Source organism: Ekhidna sp. (assembly GCF_965221965.1).
Lineage (GTDB): Bacteria > Bacteroidota > Bacteroidia > Cytophagales > Cyclobacteriaceae > Ekhidna.
In genome coordinates this window covers 1,822,616-1,837,294 of record NZ_OZ244926.1, presented here as the reverse complement: position 1 = coordinate 1,837,294, position 14,679 = coordinate 1,822,616, and the positions used below count along the sequence as shown (strand labels likewise).

The following is a 14,679-nucleotide window of genomic DNA, read 5'->3' as shown; positions in this document are numbered from 1 at the left end:
TCAGTCTTTCTCGAAAAAAGGATCGACTATTTCTTTTGGTGTTGGCTTAGTTAATAAGCTGACAACAACCAAAGCAAGGATCGACGCGATAAGGGCCGGTATAGCTACCATCTTTGAATCATATGGAAATGAAATAAACCCAAGATCCATAGTGACTCCACTTCTATTTAGCACTTCGATGATTACCACGGAAAGCATTCCGGCAAGTATGGAGGCAACACCCCCTTGTTTGGTTACTCGCTTCCAGAAGAATGTAGCCAATAATGGAGGAGCCAATGCTGCACCGATCATGGTATAGGATATGAATGCCATAGACAGTATTTCCTCGAATTGAGTCATGATTAAATAGGCGATAAATCCAAGAATGACAATGGCACTTCGTTGGATGATCAGTTTCGTTTTATCCGAAGCTCCCTTTATAAAGTACTTTTCGAGAATATCTCTTGAAATGTTTGTTGACGTTACCATCAAAAAAGTATTTCCGGTCGAAAGGATAATGGCAGCTCCTCCCGCAAACAGAAGAGATCCGACAAAAGCAGGAAGCTGCTCAAACCCAATTAGTAGGATAATTTCTTCTGATTTCTCTGGAATCACAGAGCCATCAGGCATAAAGAACCTGGGATCATGCGCATATATTGCAAATCCAACTACGGCTAGGAGGCACATCAAAAACTCGATTCCGACAACACCAATAAACATGCCCATCACAGCTTTTTTTGCTGCCTTGGCATCCTTTGCGGATGAAAACTTTTGGTAAACACTACTCTCACTAAGCATCAGTATAAGGGTTGGAAGCATGATGCCTATATACCACGTAGGTTCATGCCCTTCAAAAACAGATAGGTGATTCGGGCTAACTTCATTAATAGTACTAATAACATTGTCCCACCCTCCAAATCCGGAGATCGCAAAAGGGACTGCCAGAATAATGGCAGTAATCATAATGATCCCATTGAAAATATCGATGGATACAATCGATACCATTCCAGCAAGAGCGGTGAAGGCAATAATGATTAGAAAAGTGATTAGTGTTCCTTGATCTTCGGTAAAGTAGCCCTCAGTTAATATGAATAGAAATTTTCCACCGCCTTTAAATTGATACCCGGCAATGATGAGGTATGCGACGATGATAGTTATTGTACCGAGAAGGCGGGCAATAGGAGAGTAGCGCTTCTCCAGTATATCGGTAAGTGTATATTGTGAAATTCTTCTAACGCGTGCGGCGATGAAATACACCGCGAGGATACCGATCCATGCACCCAGTGAAAACCATAGTTCAGAGAATCCCACCTGAAAGGTAAGACCTGCAGTTCCAAACAAACTTCCTGATCCAATCCAGGTAGTTACTAAGGTCCCTACTAAAAGGTAGACGGGTACATTCCTTCCGGCCACCACAAAATCTTCCTCATTTTTTACACCTCTGCTTTTATAGATAATTATTCCCGCAAGAATCAGAATGTATCCAATGGTTACTACTAAATAGGTCATGTTATTCTTTTGAAATAAGCCGCCAATTTAATCATTCTGTTGTTCCAAACCTGAATCATATTTTTCTAAAAACCGGGAGTAGGTGTTTTTCAGATCTTCGGCTGCATTGTTCAGGTTTGATAAGTAGTAATGTGTGAGTTTAATAACCTTTTCCATATCAGGATCACCCATTAGCATGTCTCCGATTTTCTCAAACATCTGATTCGCAATAGACATGTAATACGTCTGCTTTTCATAAAGCACCGCTGCATCACCCAGGAAATCTTCATCAATATAGGAAAAGGACCGGGAGGCTTTGGTGAAGTCCCAGGCACTTCTGGTGAGTAGCTCGTTTTCAATGCTGATATTGAATTGATTTGTTTGGATGCTTTCTGCCCGGAATAAAGAATCCAGCTGAACAAAAAATGCTTTATTCACTGCTAAGACAGAATCAAGTTCTATGTTGTTTCGTTGGCATTCCTTGAGGATTTTTTCTCTCAGCAATAGCCCTTCATCTTCAAGATCTCTGTTTTGTTTATAAGAGTTTAACCCCAAAGCAAGGAGTACGGCAAAAACGATGGATAGAAACTCGAAACCTATTTGGGCCAATGCTTTTTTCTTCATAAGGACTAAAATAAAAAAACCCTCCAAAAATGGAGGGTTTCGTCCCATAGCTAACTGCTTTGTTTATGAAGGGCAGTCAGTATCGTTTAATGTTTCATCCCAACAATGGTAGGCTGAGTCTTGAAAATAAGCCTCACTTTTTACTCTTCCTTCGCCGGAGGGAGAGTTCCAGTCTACTTCTATCGTATTAGATGCATTGGTATCAATGATCATAACACCTCTATTGTAAGTTGCATTGGCATTGGCCTCATAAGCGATGCTACTTCCAAAGTAATCACCTTCTTTTTGAATTGTAAATTCAGAATTTGCTACTCCGGTACTTTCATCATCCGACCAGCTAACAGATAACCATGGGGAGGGGGTTTCCGGGCTTTCGTAAAGCACCCAGGACCCGGCATCTGCATCCAGGTTGGATTCACCTTCAAACCATACAAAGTCAACGAATGATCCATCAAGTGAAACGTATCCGGTCCAGTCTACATCTGAGCCATCTACATCAGCTGTTAACCGAACATTATACGTTCCTTTATTTGCTACTAAGACATCATATTCCCAAACCCAAAGCTCAGTGTCACTTTCATAAGTGGCTTCCTGATTTAAGCCTACTTTGAATGCGGTAACCGGGACGACCAGGTTTGAATATAAGATGGTGGAATAAACTCCCACGCTTGTCGCTGCATACGTCCAGTTGGTGATTTCCGCTATACGACCACCATCATCTTCAAAATTGTCAAAGTTTGGTGCCATACTGGACTGTGGTGGCATTTCAGGTTTAGGATCCTGAGTAGTACCATCATCGTCTGAGCAGGATGAAAATATAAAAAGAGGTATAATAAGTATGAGTGTGAGTATCTTTTTCATTTTGATTGTTTTTTGATTCAACAATTGAGGTTCAAGTCCCGTGCCAGATAGGAGAAATAGTTAAATGGTCATTTATTCCAGGGTTTGCATTCTTGTTTTTCTCAAAATGAAAAAGTGGTTGCCAAATTGGTGACAACTTTTGGAAAGTTTGGAACTTTCCAAAAGTTATTTGAAGGAATCTAACTAGCCTTGATATATTCCTTCGGGATTGCAAATCCCGAAGAGCAAGGGGCACTCGTTACAAACGAGCGCTAGCGGGAGTTGCACGGAAGTAACTTCTGCGCTAGTGGGAGGGACGAGATATGGGAGCAAACGAGGACTAGGGAGGGGTGTTCCTTAGTTTTCAGTTGTTTCTATATTCATTCCGTTAAGAAACTCTAAGTCAGATTCTGATAGTTCAGTTTGCTCAGTTCTGAAAATATCCATCTGTTCGAGAATTGGATATGACCAAAGTTCTAGAATCGTTGAGTTACCCCATGTTGGGTTTCTTATCATTAATAGGCCGTGTTCAGCTGTAAAAAAGTGAAATTGTTCACCATCGTAAATTTCTGGGTTTGAATTGAATCTATAAATTTTGATTTTTCTTGTGTTGAGGAAAGTTGAAACGGTATCATCTAAGCCGAAAGTTTGTTCCTCAGAATTGATAAAATAAGATGAATTGCTGAGGTTGCTAAAATCAATGATATAATCGAATTGATGATCACCTATTTGATAATTAAACTTATTTCCTTCAATATTCTCAATTAAGGATAGAGTATCGACTTTCACAATTCCAAAATCAACTGATGTTCGAAGTGCGAAGTTCTTCTGTTGTTCACATGCGAGAAGAAGGCAGAAAAGAGGGAGAATCTTTGCTAATTGCATAATGAAAGGTTACTATAATGTAAACGCCATACGGCGTTTATTTACCTTTCAAATATACCTGTTTCATACTCTTAACAACAAAAAAGCCCACTCTAAGAGGAGCAGGCTTTCTATATATCCATTAAGCGTTGATGCTTCTTACATCATGCCGCCCATGCCACCGCCCATTCCGGCCGGCATTGCAGGAGCGCCACCTTCTTTCTCCGGCTCTTCAGCAACTACACACTCGGTAGTGAGTAGGAGAGAAGCGATCGAAGAAGCGTTTTCAAGCGCTAGTCTTGTCACTTTTGTCGGATCGATGATACCTGCTTTGAACATGTTTACATACTGACCTGTAGCAGCATTGAATCCGTAATCTTCTTTGCCCGCAAGCACGTCATTCACAACAACGGAAGCTTCACCACCAGCGTTTTCAACAATCGTTCTCAATGGAGACTGGATCGCCATTTTCACGATTTGAACACCTGTGTTTTGATCTTCATTGTCAAGTTTAAGCTTGTCTAGAGCAGTCATTGCTCTGATCAGGGCAACACCACCACCAGCTACGATACCTTCCTGTACAGCAGCTCTTGTAGCGTGCAATGCATCATCCACTCGATCTTTCTTCTCTTTCATCTCTACCTCAGTAGCCGCACCGATGTAAAGGATGGCTACTCCGCCTGAAAGCTTCGCAAGTCTTTCTTGCAGCTTCTCTTTGTCATAGTCAGAAGTAGTGTTCTCGATTTGCTGCTTGATTTGGTTTACCCGAGCCTCAATATCGGCTTTCTTGCCAGCACCATTTACGATCGTGGTGTTGTCCTTGTCGATATTGATTTTCTCAGCAGTACCTAAGTAATCAAGAGTCGCGTTTTCTAGTTTGTATCCTCTTTCCTCAGAGATTACAGTACCACCTGTCAGGATAGCGATATCCTCAAGCATTGCTTTTCTTCTGTCACCGAATCCCGGAGCTTTCACTGCAGCGATTTTCAGTGATCCTCTGATTTTGTTTACCACAAGTGTAGCAAGTGCTTCACCTTCTACATCCTCAGCAATGATCAACAATGGCTTTCCAGTCTGAGCAGCTGCTTCAAGAATAGGAAGCAATTCCTTCATGTTGGAAACCTTCTTATCATAGATCAGGATGTAAGGGTTTTCCAACTCAGTTTCCATCTTGTCTGTGTTGGTCACGAAGTAAGGAGAAAGGTATCCTCTGTCGAACTGCATACCTTCTACAGTCTTCACTTCGGTCTCAGTACCTTTTGCTTCTTCTACAGTGATTACACCATCTTTTCCAACTTTGTCCATTGCGTCAGCAATCATCTTACCGATCTCCGGATCATTGTTAGCAGAAACAGAAGCTACCTGAGCGATTTCCTCAGAAGTCTTGATGTCTTTAGACTGCTTTCTTAGGTTTTCAACTACAGCAGTAACTGCCTTGTCGATACCTCTTTTCAGATCCATTGGGTTTGCACCGGCAGCCACGTTTTTGATTCCGTGACCGAAGATAGCCTGAGTCAATACTGTAGCAGTGGTAGTACCGTCTCCAGCGTCATCAGCTGTTTTTGAAGCTACTTCTTTTACAAGCTGAGCGCCCATGTTTTCGATCGGCTCTTTCAGCTCGATTTCTTTCGCTACAGAAACACCATCTTTAGTTACTGTTGGTGCTCCAAATTTTTTGTCAAGGATTACGTTTCGTCCTTTTGGACCTAGTGTTACTTTAACTGCGTCTGCAAGGATGTCAACACCAGTTTTGATGCTGTCTCTTGCTTCGGTATTAAAGAATATATCTTTTGCCATGATTTTTATTGATTTTCAGTTTTTAGATTCGTTATACTATGCCGTAAATATCTGATTCTTTCATAATCAGGAATTCTTTCCCGTCAATGGTGATCTCAGTTCCTGAGTACTTACCATAAAGCACCTGGTCGCCGACCTTTACGTTGATAGGTTCGTCTTTCTTACCAGTACCGATAGCGACAATTTGACCTCTTTGAGGTTTTTCTTTAGCAGTGTCAGGAATGATGATCCCGGACGCTGTTTTTTCTTCAGCCGCAGCAGGTTCTACCAGAACTCTGTCAGCAAGTGGTTTGAAATTTACTTTAGACATGTTTGTAAACGTTTATGTTTATTGTTGAATTCAGTTTGATTGCTCTATCCTCATTTAATGTGCCAAGACGCATATGGCAGATTTGTTTATGTCCTAATATGACATTTTTACAGGATGACATGACATATTCCTCTAATAGTGCGGTATGTCTCTTGACAAACTGACATTTCAGGACTAATTTTTGTCTTAAAAAGTTAGCATATGGATAGTTTAAGACATGACTGGCTCACTGAAGGCCTGATCGATTATGAGTATAAGAAGTATGTTTTACTTGCTTACCTGAAAGATGTGGGAAGAAGGTTTAATCAATCCGAGTTGTATCCTTTTATGTCTGACCTGATCTTTCACTATCGCAACCTGATCAAAGTGAGAGAAAGTAAAAAATTGATGTATGACAACTTTCCGGAGACGCTGAGTAAAGCAGACTTCAATAAACTCCGATTGACTTACGACAAGATTGTGAATGATGACGAAGTAATGCAGCAGATTGAAGAGATTATTTCATTCGCCATTCCGAAAATGAAAGGTATGCTGGAAGAAGGGAAGGAGCTTTACGAATTTGTTGAGCAGCAAATAAACTTAGAGCCTATTGGTGTCTCTCCAATTTATTCTGACGAGGGTTATCTGTTTATCAATCAGGAGAAATCCAGTGATGTCTCCATTTATCGCTATCAGATGACGTTTTTTGAGCATGCCGAAGAAAAGTATCGCAGCATGACTACTGAATTTTTGATGAATGAGGTTAGAAATATCAGCAAGACCTACGAAAACATCAAAGTGAGTCTTACCAAAAAGTTCACGGAGCTACCAAATCCGGCTACCTACCTGGCAGTGAGCAAACTGAAATTCCCTCTGAATGAAACCGTGTTGCCTGTAGCGAAAAGGATGCTGGTAAGGGTGATTTCTTAATTACCTGTGGAATCAGTTGAAGATTCTTGAGTTAAATCTTCAAGTCCTGAAGCATCAGAATCTGCAGGTTGTATTCCTTGCGGAATAGCTGGCTGAGTAGTCTGTGCATTGTCAATGTTTGGACTTGTCAGCGTATCCTGCTCAACATCAGGCTGAATGAAATTGGTTGATACAGACAACAGCAACAAAGCGATTGCGAATCCCCAGGTCAATTTTTCAAGTAAATCACCTGTTTTCTTTACACCCATTAATTGGGTAGTTCCGGACCCACCGAATTGGCTGGAAAGTCCTCCGCCTTTAGGATTTTGTGCAAGCACAACCAGGATCAACAACACAGCTACAACGACAATCAGGGTTACTATTATTCCGTACATCTATTCAATCTTTGAAATTAAGTCCGCAAAGTAAGATTTTTTTTCGGGATATTTCAAGCTTAATGCCTCATAGATTTCGATTGCACGTTTTTTATTTCCCTGATGCAAATAAATTTCAGCTAAGTATTCGGATGCCAGGTTGGGATCCCATGAGCTGCTTTGCTCTGCCAGGTCCTCTGCTTTCGTATCTTCTTTTCTCTGATACTTGATGGTAGGGGACTCCTTGATGAACTTATCGATGATGTCATGCTGAGCCTTGCGGTCAGACTTATCATCATCCTTTTTATCTTCTTTTTTAGTCGATTTCGACTTAGAGGTCGTTTTCTCTTTACTTGTCTTTTTAGCTGAGTCTTTCTTAGTAGAAGCTTTCTTAGCAGTCTTTTTTTCTTTCGACTTTGATGCTTTAGGCTTGGATTCTTTTTTTGCATCCTTTGTGCTTTCTGCTTTTTTCGAATCCTCTTTCTTAGACTTTTCCTTCGATTCCTCCTTCTTCACTTCCTCACTTATCTCATCTCGGATCGATTTGGTTCTTCTTGGATTTTTTCTCTGAACTGGCTTAGCCTTTGATAAATCAGGGAGTCTGATTCTGCTTTCAGAACTACCGTCTTCATCCTTTTCTCTGGTTGTTTCCGTTTTCTTCGGTTTTTCTTCTATAGGTGCTTCCTTTATTGAATCATCCTCAGATTTTACCTCAGACGGAGTTTCTGTCTTCTTCTCTTCTGAAACTTCCTCTTTTGGTTTTTCTACTTTCTTGGTTTCCTCTTTTTTGCTTTCTTCCTTTTTGGGTGAATCCTGTTCGGGTTTAGCCTTACTCGACGGCTCTCTTCTTTTGTCCTCATCTAAAAAGCTCGTATCGAAATCCTCCGGTGGGTTAAGTGTGCTTCTGGATTGGAAACGAGAGAAACGTGGTTCTTTAATGGTTCGCTCAGCCCGTCCCTCATCTTTGGACTCTTCTTTGTCCTTTGTAGTATCTTCTTTCTTCGATTCTTCTTTTTTCTTATCTGCTGGGTCTGCTTTTACTTCTTCTTTTTTCGTTTTTTCTTCCTTCTCTTCTTTTGCTTGTTCTAGTTCGACTTCAGGTTTTTCATCCTTTGGTTCTGTTTTAGGAGCATCTTCTTTTTTCGATTCGACCTTCGGTTTTTCTTCTTTAATATCACTTTCACTTGAGCGCTTGGATTCTTCCTCTCTCGTTACTTCTTCTTTGGCTTTTTGAGCAGCTTCTAAAACCTGTTTTGTGATGTCTGCTGCAGTCTTCTGTGTTTCTTCTGCAAGCTTGTTAGCCTCAGCAATGAGCTTCTCAGTATCTATATCTGTACTACTTTCAGTCTTTTGCTCTTTTTCTTCGCTTTCATCTTTTTCGACCTCTGCTTTGGATTCAGGCTTGGCAACTTCTTCGCTTTTATCGTCCTCCTCTTTGTCTGTAACACTTACAGCTTTTTCTGTCGGTTTTCCTAATGCTTTTTGAAGTGCGCCAGAAACGGCATCATCCTCTTCTATTTTTTGCTGTACTTCCGCAAACTTGGCTCTGGACGATTTCAGGTTCTCCATATCCCGCTTCAATTCTTCCAGAATAGAATCCAAATGTCCCGAAGGCAAGTCCGGAACCTCCGGTTGAGGTTTTTTTGACTCTTTCTCTTTTAATGCACTTGGTCGCTTATCTGTTCGCTCCTTTGGTTTCTCCGCTATTTCCTGTTTTGGTGGAGCAATATCCGGTGCTTTCGCTTTGCTTACCGGTTGCTCTTTTTTTATTTCAGTTTTTTGAACTGGTTTTTCAGCTCTTTCTTCTTTGGGCTTAGCAGTTATTGACCCTGATGGCTTTTCAGCAGTTTTAGGTGCTTCCCGTTTTGTCTTCTCAGCAGGCCTTTGTTCTTCTTCTGTTTTTGTTTTTTCATCTGTGGTTGGTGGTTGGCTAAGGAAAAACAGGTTACCGCTTAAGTATTTCTTTAATAAAATTCGATCTGTTGAATAGATAGCTGCCGAGGCAACTCTTTTTTTTGTCTGAGGATGGTTTTTTTCCTTACTGGCTTTAGCTAACAGCAATCGGGCACTTAGAAAATAAGGATGCTCGTTTACAATAGACTCCAGCTCATCTAGCTGCTCCGGAGAAAGCTTACTCGGTTTTCTTAGGTAGGTGATTAACTCTGTTTTGTTCACAGGATTAGCTAACGGTGTTCAAGCTAAAATTAAGCAAAATCACCAATTTGCCACGGACGCATTGAAGATATCTAAAACTATTTGGTCAAATATTTCTTCAACAAAGGCTTCTTCATTTGCTGCCAGATCGGTTGTGTTATTATCAAAATCCTTGAAAAACGAGAAAGTTTTGTCAAAATCGAATGTGGGATCGTTGACATTAGTGTATGTGGCAGAGACAGTTATGGTGATTCTTGTGAGGGCTGAAAAATCAGCCTGACCCTGGTTTCCTGAAGTCGCAGCAACTGGCGTAATGGTGTAATTGGAAATATATCCATCTATTTGTAGATCTCCGTTGTTGTCTACTAATTCCAGACTGGTGTTCTGCTGAAAGTAGTCTTTGATGTTTTCAGTAAATAGGACACTCATGTTTGAAGGCCCCAGAGGTGCGTTGTTGTAAAATGTGGAGATGGTAATGGTTTTGGTTTCAGGTCCTATTGTTGCTCCTGTAAACGAATAAACACCACATCCACTGCTTAAACCAATTGATAGGAGTAAAAGAATTAGGCTAAAGGTTCTCAAGTTCATATTGCTTTATCTTCCTATACAAAGTTCGTTCCGAAATACCGAGATCTTCAGCTGCATATTTACGCTTATTGTTATTCTTTCTTAAAGCTTTGATTATCAGTTCTTTTTCCTTTTTTTCTAAAGATAGTGAGTCTTCCAGTTCCATCTCATGTGTTATGTCTTCAACCTCAGAGTCATAATCATCCTGATTTGATGAAATAACCAGTGTTGGTTCCTCTTTAGATTCATCCCTTTCCTCGCGGTACTCCTCCAATCGGGCGTGAGATGAATCTATATTTTTGAAAAGCGATTTATGATCCTCAAGAATTTCTTTATCACTATCATCTCCATCGAGCATCTTAAATACCAGCTTTTTAAGCTCGGCCATATCGGACTTCATATCAAACAGCACCTTGTACAGAATATCTCGTTCTGTGAAATTGTCTTTAGACTCTTGCTTATTGATAAGCGCAGGAAGGCTACTGCCTGTTCGAGGTAAATAAGTTTGCAGCTGATCGAGTGAAATCTCCCGTTCCACGCTGAGTACACTAATTTGCTCCACCAGGTTTTTTAATTGACGGATATTTCCCGGGAATCTGTGAGATTTTAAATATTCCTGAGCTTCTTCTGTCAGCTTGATCGGCTCTGTCTTATAATTTTCAGAAAAATCATATGCGAATTTTCTGAACAATAACAACACATCATCTCCACGCTCCCTTAAGGCTGGCACATAAATAGGAACAGTGCTAAGCCGGTAATACAGGTCTTCGCGAAACTTCCCTTTATTTACGGCATCCAGTAGATCAACGTTTGTTGCAGCAATGACTCGAACATCAGTTTTTTGCACTTTAGATGAACCGACTTTGATGAATTCGCCATTCTCCAGCACACGAAGCAAGCGAGCCTGTGTACTTTGGGGCATTTCGCCAATCTCATCCAGAAAAATCGTTCCACTATCGGTAACTTCAAAGTAACCTTTTCTATCTCCGGTAGCTCCGGTAAAAGCCCCTTTCTCATGTCCGAATAGCTCGGAATCGATTGTGCCTTCCGGAATTGCACCACAGTTTATGGCGATGAACTGTCCATGTTTTCGGTGGGAGAGACTATGAATGATTTTTGAAAAGGATTCTTTTCCAGCTCCGCTTTCACCAGTGATCAGCACACTCATATCAGTTGGGGCCACCTGCATGGCTACACGAATTGCATTATTGAGTTTGTTGGAATTCCCAACAATTTCAAAGCGCTGTTTTATCGCCTGAACTTCCGAATCAATTTTTAAACTCATATTACTTTACCAAACAGGGTGGCTGGTGTACAATCGGTGACTTGCACATTCACATAGGTTCCCTTTGGTACGTTTGCTTCAAAGATGATTACTTTATTTGCGGAATTTCTTCCTTGCATTTTTTCTTTTGAACGTTTGCTTGTTCCCTCTACTAACACCTCGAATGTCTTCCCAATATCAAGTTTATTTCTTTCCAGCGACAACTCCCTTTGCTTATCGATGATCTCCTGAAGCCTGCGTTTTTTCACTTCTAAAGGGATGTTATCTTCATATTTCTTTGCCGCCAGGGTGCCCGGTCGTTCTGAATAGAAAAACATGTAAGAGAAATCATACTTCACATAATCCATGAGCGTAAGGGTTTCCTTGTGCTCTTCCTCTGTTTCTGTACAGAATCCGGCAATCATATCCGAACTAATACCGCACTCTTCGCCAAGTATTTCTCTTATAGCATCTACGCGATTGATGTACCACTCTCGATCATACGTTCTATTCATCAATTCCAGCACACGTGAATTTCCACTTTGTGCCGGCAGGTGAATGTAGTTGCAGATGTTTTTATACTTCTTCATCGTGTGAAGTACCTCATCTGTGATGTCTTTTGGGTGGGAAGTAGAGAACCTAACCCGTAGGTCAGGGTTTACTTTTGCAACCATTTCAATGAGGTTGGCGAAGTTTATGATCTCTTTAACCTCATCCTTCTTGTTTAGGCGGGCCTTATTGTTTTCAACAGGCGACCACTTATATGAGTCTACATTCTGTCCGAGTAGTGTTACCTCCCGATATCCCTTATCGAAAAGTTCCTGAGCTTCTTTTACAATGGAGTGGGGGTCCCGGCTTCTTTCTCGCCCCCTAGTGAAGGGAACCACACAGAATGAGCACATATTGTCACATCCACGCATGATCGAAATAAAAGCGCTGACACCATTTGAATTAAGACGGACAGGTGAGATATCTGCGTATGTCTCTTCTCGGGATAAAAATGTATTGATGCCTTTTTCCCCCTCTTCTGCCTGCTTTACAAGTTTTGGGAGATCACGATATGCATCGGGACCTAATACCAGGTCTACGATTTTTTCTTCTTCCAGAAGTTTCGATTTCAGGCGTTCGGCCATACAGCCTAATACACCCACAGTCACTTCCCGGTTTTTCTTTTTTACACCGTTGAAGAAATTGAGGCGATTGCGGACGGTTTGCTCTGCCTTTTCACGGATAGAGCAGGTGTTGATCAGAATTACATCTGCATGCTCCGGCGAGGAGGTCGTTCCAAATCCCTCTTTTTTCAAAATAGAAGTCACGATCTCGCTATCAGAAAAATTCATCTGACAGCCATAACTTTCTATATACAGCTTTCTTTTTGCTGCAACACCATCGTCCTCTGTCGTTTTAAAATCGCACGATTCGGGTTGATTTTTCTCTTCTTCCAGTAAATCTATATCTGCTATCAATCCTTGCATGATGCAAAGATAGGAAGTGTAATGACATTTTGTCAGCACTTATGGGATTGATTTTATTTAGTTTTAAAAGAAAAAAATGGCTCATATTCAAGAGGTGCGGGGATACGCTCCAAAATTTGGAAGTGACTGTTGGTTTGCTCCGAATAGTACGATCGTAGGAGAGGTGGAGATGGGAGATAATTGCACTGTGTGGTTTAATGCGGTTGTGAGAGGGGATGTAAATTATATCCGGATTGGTAACAACTCCAATATACAGGATAATGTAACCATTCATGGAACGTATAAGAAGGCGGGAACGACCATAGGTAACAACGTATCAATCGGGCATAATGCGGTGGTCCATGGTTGCACTATTGAGGATAATGTATTGATCGGGATAGGGGCAATTGTCTTAGATAATGCGGTGATTGGTTCTGGTTCTATTATTGGTGCAGGAACGGTGGTACTTGAAGGAACGGTGGTGGAGCCAAATTCTGTTTATGGTGGGGTGCCGGGTAAAAAACTTAAAAGTATGGATGAGGCAAATAAAGAAATGCTTGGTAGAATTGCAGGAAATTATACCATGTATGCTGGTTGGTTTAAAGAAAACGAAAAATGAATATTCTAGTTAAAATTTTACTTTCATCGATTGCAGTGATTATTGCTTCGTATCTCCTCCCGGGAGTTTATGTGGATGATTTTATTACCGCTGTAATAGTGGCTGTTTTGTTAGCCCTTCTGAATGCTTCTGTTAAACCGCTCTTGGTCTTACTAACTATTCCATTGACGGTTTTCACATTGGGGCTTTTCCTGTTAGTGATAAATGCATTAATAATCTTGATTGCGGATGCAATCGTGCCGGGATTTGAGGTTCATGGCTTTTGGTGGGCATTAATTTTTAGTTTACTGCTATCGCTAATCAATGCATTGCTGAGTGACATTAGTAAAGAAGGTCAGAAGTAAATAGGACATTGCGGTCTATCACAACTTGTGTGTCACCTGAACTCCCGCCTGAACGGACGGGCCAGTGTTTCAGGATATTTTTAGTTCAATATGAACTGTAGCAGAAAGATGCTGAAATAAGTGCGGACGGCTAGTCTCAGCATGACGTTCTTGCTTTTACAAAGTACCTATTTCACCAAATAGCTTAGAAATAAACCGGACACTGAGGGTCTTTCTTATAATTTCTGAGCTTTACACGATAGTTGAGCATGATTTCGTGTGTACCTCGAGATTCGTTTGCCAACGCATTCACTGTTGCATCGTAAGCGTAACCTATTCTGAAATTTTCATTCAGGATCAGCTGTGTTAAGAATACCAATGCATCTCCGCTTCTGTAGGATACGCCGGCATAAGCAATTCCATCAAAAATGACTGTAGCATTCAAGTCCCAACCAACTCTGCTTTGCTCTTGGTATCTAAATAGGGCAGAGGGGCTAAATTTCACATTTGGGTTGATGTCAAAGATTACACCGCCAGTCGCGTAATAGTATCTGCTTTCTCTACCTTCGGTAGTGGTGCCATCCTCGGCCTGCACCTCATAGAGTGTGTTTTCCAGGATAAATGGAACAGATACTCCTGCATACATTCTTGGGTTCGCGAAGTAGATCCCGGTACCAAAATTAGGTGTGAATCGGGTAGGAGTACCGGATAAGAGCTCGTCATCCTCTCTTAGGAGGTTCAGTTCCTCAAAATTTGATCTTCTGTTATCAAAACCTCCTGAGAGCCCCATGGCCAGAATTCCAGCACTTGTTTTGATTTTGTATGCTCCACTGATATACATAGAGGATTCCTTATGAACGCCAATCACATCCTCAGCTGCCTGTAGTCCCAGACCGATCTGATTACCATAAAATGAACTATGAACAGATAGCACATTTGATCTGGGTGCTCCATCGACATTGATCCATTGCTTCCTGTGGATAAAGCTCGCACTTAAAATGTTTAAGCTTCCAGCATAGGCCGGGTTCAGCGCCAACCCATTAAACATATAGGTAGACATGACCGGTCGCTGCTGTGCAAATGCACAGCTGACCATAATCATTAGAAAAAATACGACTGCTAGCTTTTTCATTG

General features: G+C 41.2%; 15 protein-coding genes. 3 read left to right on the top strand and 12 right to left on the bottom strand.

All coding sequences use genetic code 11. The features are described 5' to 3' along the window. The 6 genes from ACOQON_RS08725 to ACOQON_RS08700 all read right to left on the bottom strand — a co-directional run bounded on the left by ACOQON_RS08725 (position 1) and on the right by ACOQON_RS08700 (position 5,902). A complete protein-coding gene (locus tag ACOQON_RS08725) occupies positions 1-1,488 on the bottom strand; it encodes a sodium:solute symporter family protein (RefSeq protein ID WP_420578540.1) in 1,488 nt (495 codons plus the stop codon). Positions 1,489-1,515: 27 nt separating this feature from the next. After that, positions 1,516-2,091 carry a hypothetical protein gene (locus tag ACOQON_RS08720; protein WP_420578539.1) on the bottom strand — a complete coding sequence of 192 codons (576 nt, stop codon included), beginning with the start codon at positions 2,089-2,091 and terminating at the stop codon, positions 1,516-1,518. A 63-nt stretch (positions 2,092-2,154) separates the two neighbouring features. Beyond that, complete coding sequence (locus tag ACOQON_RS08715; RefSeq protein ID WP_420578538.1) at positions 2,155-2,952, bottom strand: hypothetical protein; 798 nt, start codon at positions 2,950-2,952, stop codon at positions 2,155-2,157. Positions 2,953-3,288: 336 nt separating this feature from the next. Beyond that, complete coding sequence (locus ACOQON_RS08710) at positions 3,289-3,816, bottom strand: hypothetical protein (RefSeq protein WP_420578537.1); 528 nt, start codon at positions 3,814-3,816, stop codon at positions 3,289-3,291. Between the two features lie 138 nt (positions 3,817-3,954). Next, the gene (gene groL, locus ACOQON_RS08705) at positions 3,955-5,592 is read right to left on the bottom strand and encodes a chaperonin GroEL (RefSeq protein WP_420578536.1); all 1,638 of its coding nucleotides are present in this window, start codon (positions 5,590-5,592) and stop codon (positions 3,955-3,957) included. A gap of 31 nt (positions 5,593-5,623) precedes the next feature. Then, entirely contained in the window at positions 5,624-5,902 is a 279-nt protein-coding gene (locus tag ACOQON_RS08700; protein WP_420578535.1) for a co-chaperone GroES, read from the bottom strand. 201 nt (positions 5,903-6,103) lie between these two features. Here ACOQON_RS08700 and ACOQON_RS08695 point away from each other — a divergent pair, with 201 nt between their 5' ends. Continuing rightward, a complete protein-coding gene (locus ACOQON_RS08695) occupies positions 6,104-6,811 on the top strand; it encodes a hypothetical protein (RefSeq protein WP_420578534.1) in 708 nt (235 codons plus the stop codon). On the opposite strand, the gene secG is transcribed toward ACOQON_RS08695, so the two are convergent. The 5 genes from secG to miaB are packed head-to-tail and all read right to left on the bottom strand — an operon-like array spanning position 6,808 to position 12,624. Further along, a complete protein-coding gene (gene secG / locus ACOQON_RS08690) occupies positions 6,808-7,185 on the bottom strand; it encodes a preprotein translocase subunit SecG (protein ID WP_420578533.1) in 378 nt (125 codons plus the stop codon). The genes ACOQON_RS08695 and secG overlap by 4 nt on opposite strands. After that, entirely contained in the window at positions 7,186-9,339 is a 2,154-nt protein-coding gene (locus ACOQON_RS08685; RefSeq protein ID WP_420578532.1) for a hypothetical protein, read from the bottom strand. A 39-nt stretch (positions 9,340-9,378) separates the two neighbouring features. Further along, a complete protein-coding gene (gene lptE, locus ACOQON_RS08680; RefSeq protein ID WP_420578531.1) occupies positions 9,379-9,906 on the bottom strand; it encodes an LPS assembly lipoprotein LptE in 528 nt (175 codons plus the stop codon). Further along, complete coding sequence (locus ACOQON_RS08675) at positions 9,887-11,170, bottom strand: sigma-54 interaction domain-containing protein (RefSeq protein WP_420578530.1); 1,284 nt, start codon at positions 11,168-11,170, stop codon at positions 9,887-9,889. The genes lptE and ACOQON_RS08675 overlap by 20 nt, the downstream gene beginning before the upstream one ends. Continuing rightward, the gene (gene miaB, locus ACOQON_RS08670) at positions 11,167-12,624 is read right to left on the bottom strand and encodes a tRNA (N6-isopentenyl adenosine(37)-C2)-methylthiotransferase MiaB (protein ID WP_420578529.1); all 1,458 of its coding nucleotides are present in this window, start codon (positions 12,622-12,624) and stop codon (positions 11,167-11,169) included. Before miaB ends, ACOQON_RS08675 begins: the two co-directional genes overlap by 4 nt. Positions 12,625-12,700: 76 nt before the next feature. Here miaB and ACOQON_RS08665 point away from each other — a divergent pair, with 76 nt between their 5' ends. Together ACOQON_RS08665 and ACOQON_RS08660 are read left to right on the top strand one after the other, a co-directional pair. Beyond that, on the top strand, positions 12,701-13,222 hold the full coding sequence (locus ACOQON_RS08665; RefSeq protein WP_420578528.1) for a gamma carbonic anhydrase family protein: 522 nt from the start codon (positions 12,701-12,703) through the stop codon (positions 13,220-13,222). Beyond that, on the top strand, positions 13,219-13,566 hold the full coding sequence (locus ACOQON_RS08660) for a phage holin family protein (RefSeq protein WP_420578527.1): 348 nt from the start codon (positions 13,219-13,221) through the stop codon (positions 13,564-13,566). The genes ACOQON_RS08665 and ACOQON_RS08660 overlap by 4 nt, the downstream gene beginning before the upstream one ends. A 184-nt stretch (positions 13,567-13,750) precedes the next feature. Here the strand turns inward: ACOQON_RS08660 and ACOQON_RS08655 are convergent, their stop codons facing one another. Continuing rightward, entirely contained in the window at positions 13,751-14,677 is a 927-nt protein-coding gene (locus ACOQON_RS08655) for a type IX secretion system membrane protein PorP/SprF (protein ID WP_420578526.1), read from the bottom strand. Positions 14,678-14,679 lie beyond the last annotated feature (2 nt).

Bases quoted from the DNA above. Each gene is read 5' to 3' on its own strand.
- ACOQON_RS08725 (WP_420578540.1), bottom strand. From the start codon at position 1,488: ATGACCTATTTAGTAGTAACCATTGGATACATTCTGATTCTTGCGGGA.
- ACOQON_RS08715 (WP_420578538.1), bottom strand. From the start codon at position 2,952: ATGAAAAAGATACTCACACTCATACTTATTATACCTCTTTTTATATTT.
- ACOQON_RS08675 (WP_420578530.1), bottom strand. From the start codon at position 11,170: ATGAGTTTAAAAATTGATTCGGAAGTTCAGGCGATAAAACAGCGCTTT.
- lptE (WP_420578531.1), bottom strand. From the start codon at position 9,906: ATGAACTTGAGAACCTTTAGCCTAATTCTTTTACTCCTATCAATTGGT.
- ACOQON_RS08720 (WP_420578539.1), bottom strand. From the start codon at position 2,091: ATGAAGAAAAAAGCATTGGCCCAAATAGGTTTCGAGTTTCTATCCATC.
- ACOQON_RS08665 (WP_420578528.1), top strand. From the start codon at position 12,701: ATGGCTCATATTCAAGAGGTGCGGGGATACGCTCCAAAATTTGGAAGT.
- groL (WP_420578536.1), bottom strand. From the start codon at position 5,592: ATGGCAAAAGATATATTCTTTAATACCGAAGCAAGAGACAGCATCAAA.
- ACOQON_RS08655 (WP_420578526.1), bottom strand. From the start codon at position 14,677: ATGAAAAAGCTAGCAGTCGTATTTTTTCTAATGATTATGGTCAGCTGT.
- miaB (WP_420578529.1), bottom strand. From the start codon at position 12,624: ATGCAAGGATTGATAGCAGATATAGATTTACTGGAAGAAGAGAAAAAT.
- ACOQON_RS08700 (WP_420578535.1), bottom strand. From the start codon at position 5,902: ATGTCTAAAGTAAATTTCAAACCACTTGCTGACAGAGTTCTGGTAGAA.
- ACOQON_RS08710 (WP_420578537.1), bottom strand. From the start codon at position 3,816: ATGCAATTAGCAAAGATTCTCCCTCTTTTCTGCCTTCTTCTCGCATGT.
- ACOQON_RS08695 (WP_420578534.1), top strand. From the start codon at position 6,104: ATGGATAGTTTAAGACATGACTGGCTCACTGAAGGCCTGATCGATTAT.
- secG (WP_420578533.1), bottom strand. From the start codon at position 7,185: ATGTACGGAATAATAGTAACCCTGATTGTCGTTGTAGCTGTGTTGTTG.
- ACOQON_RS08660 (WP_420578527.1), top strand. From the start codon at position 13,219: ATGAATATTCTAGTTAAAATTTTACTTTCATCGATTGCAGTGATTATT.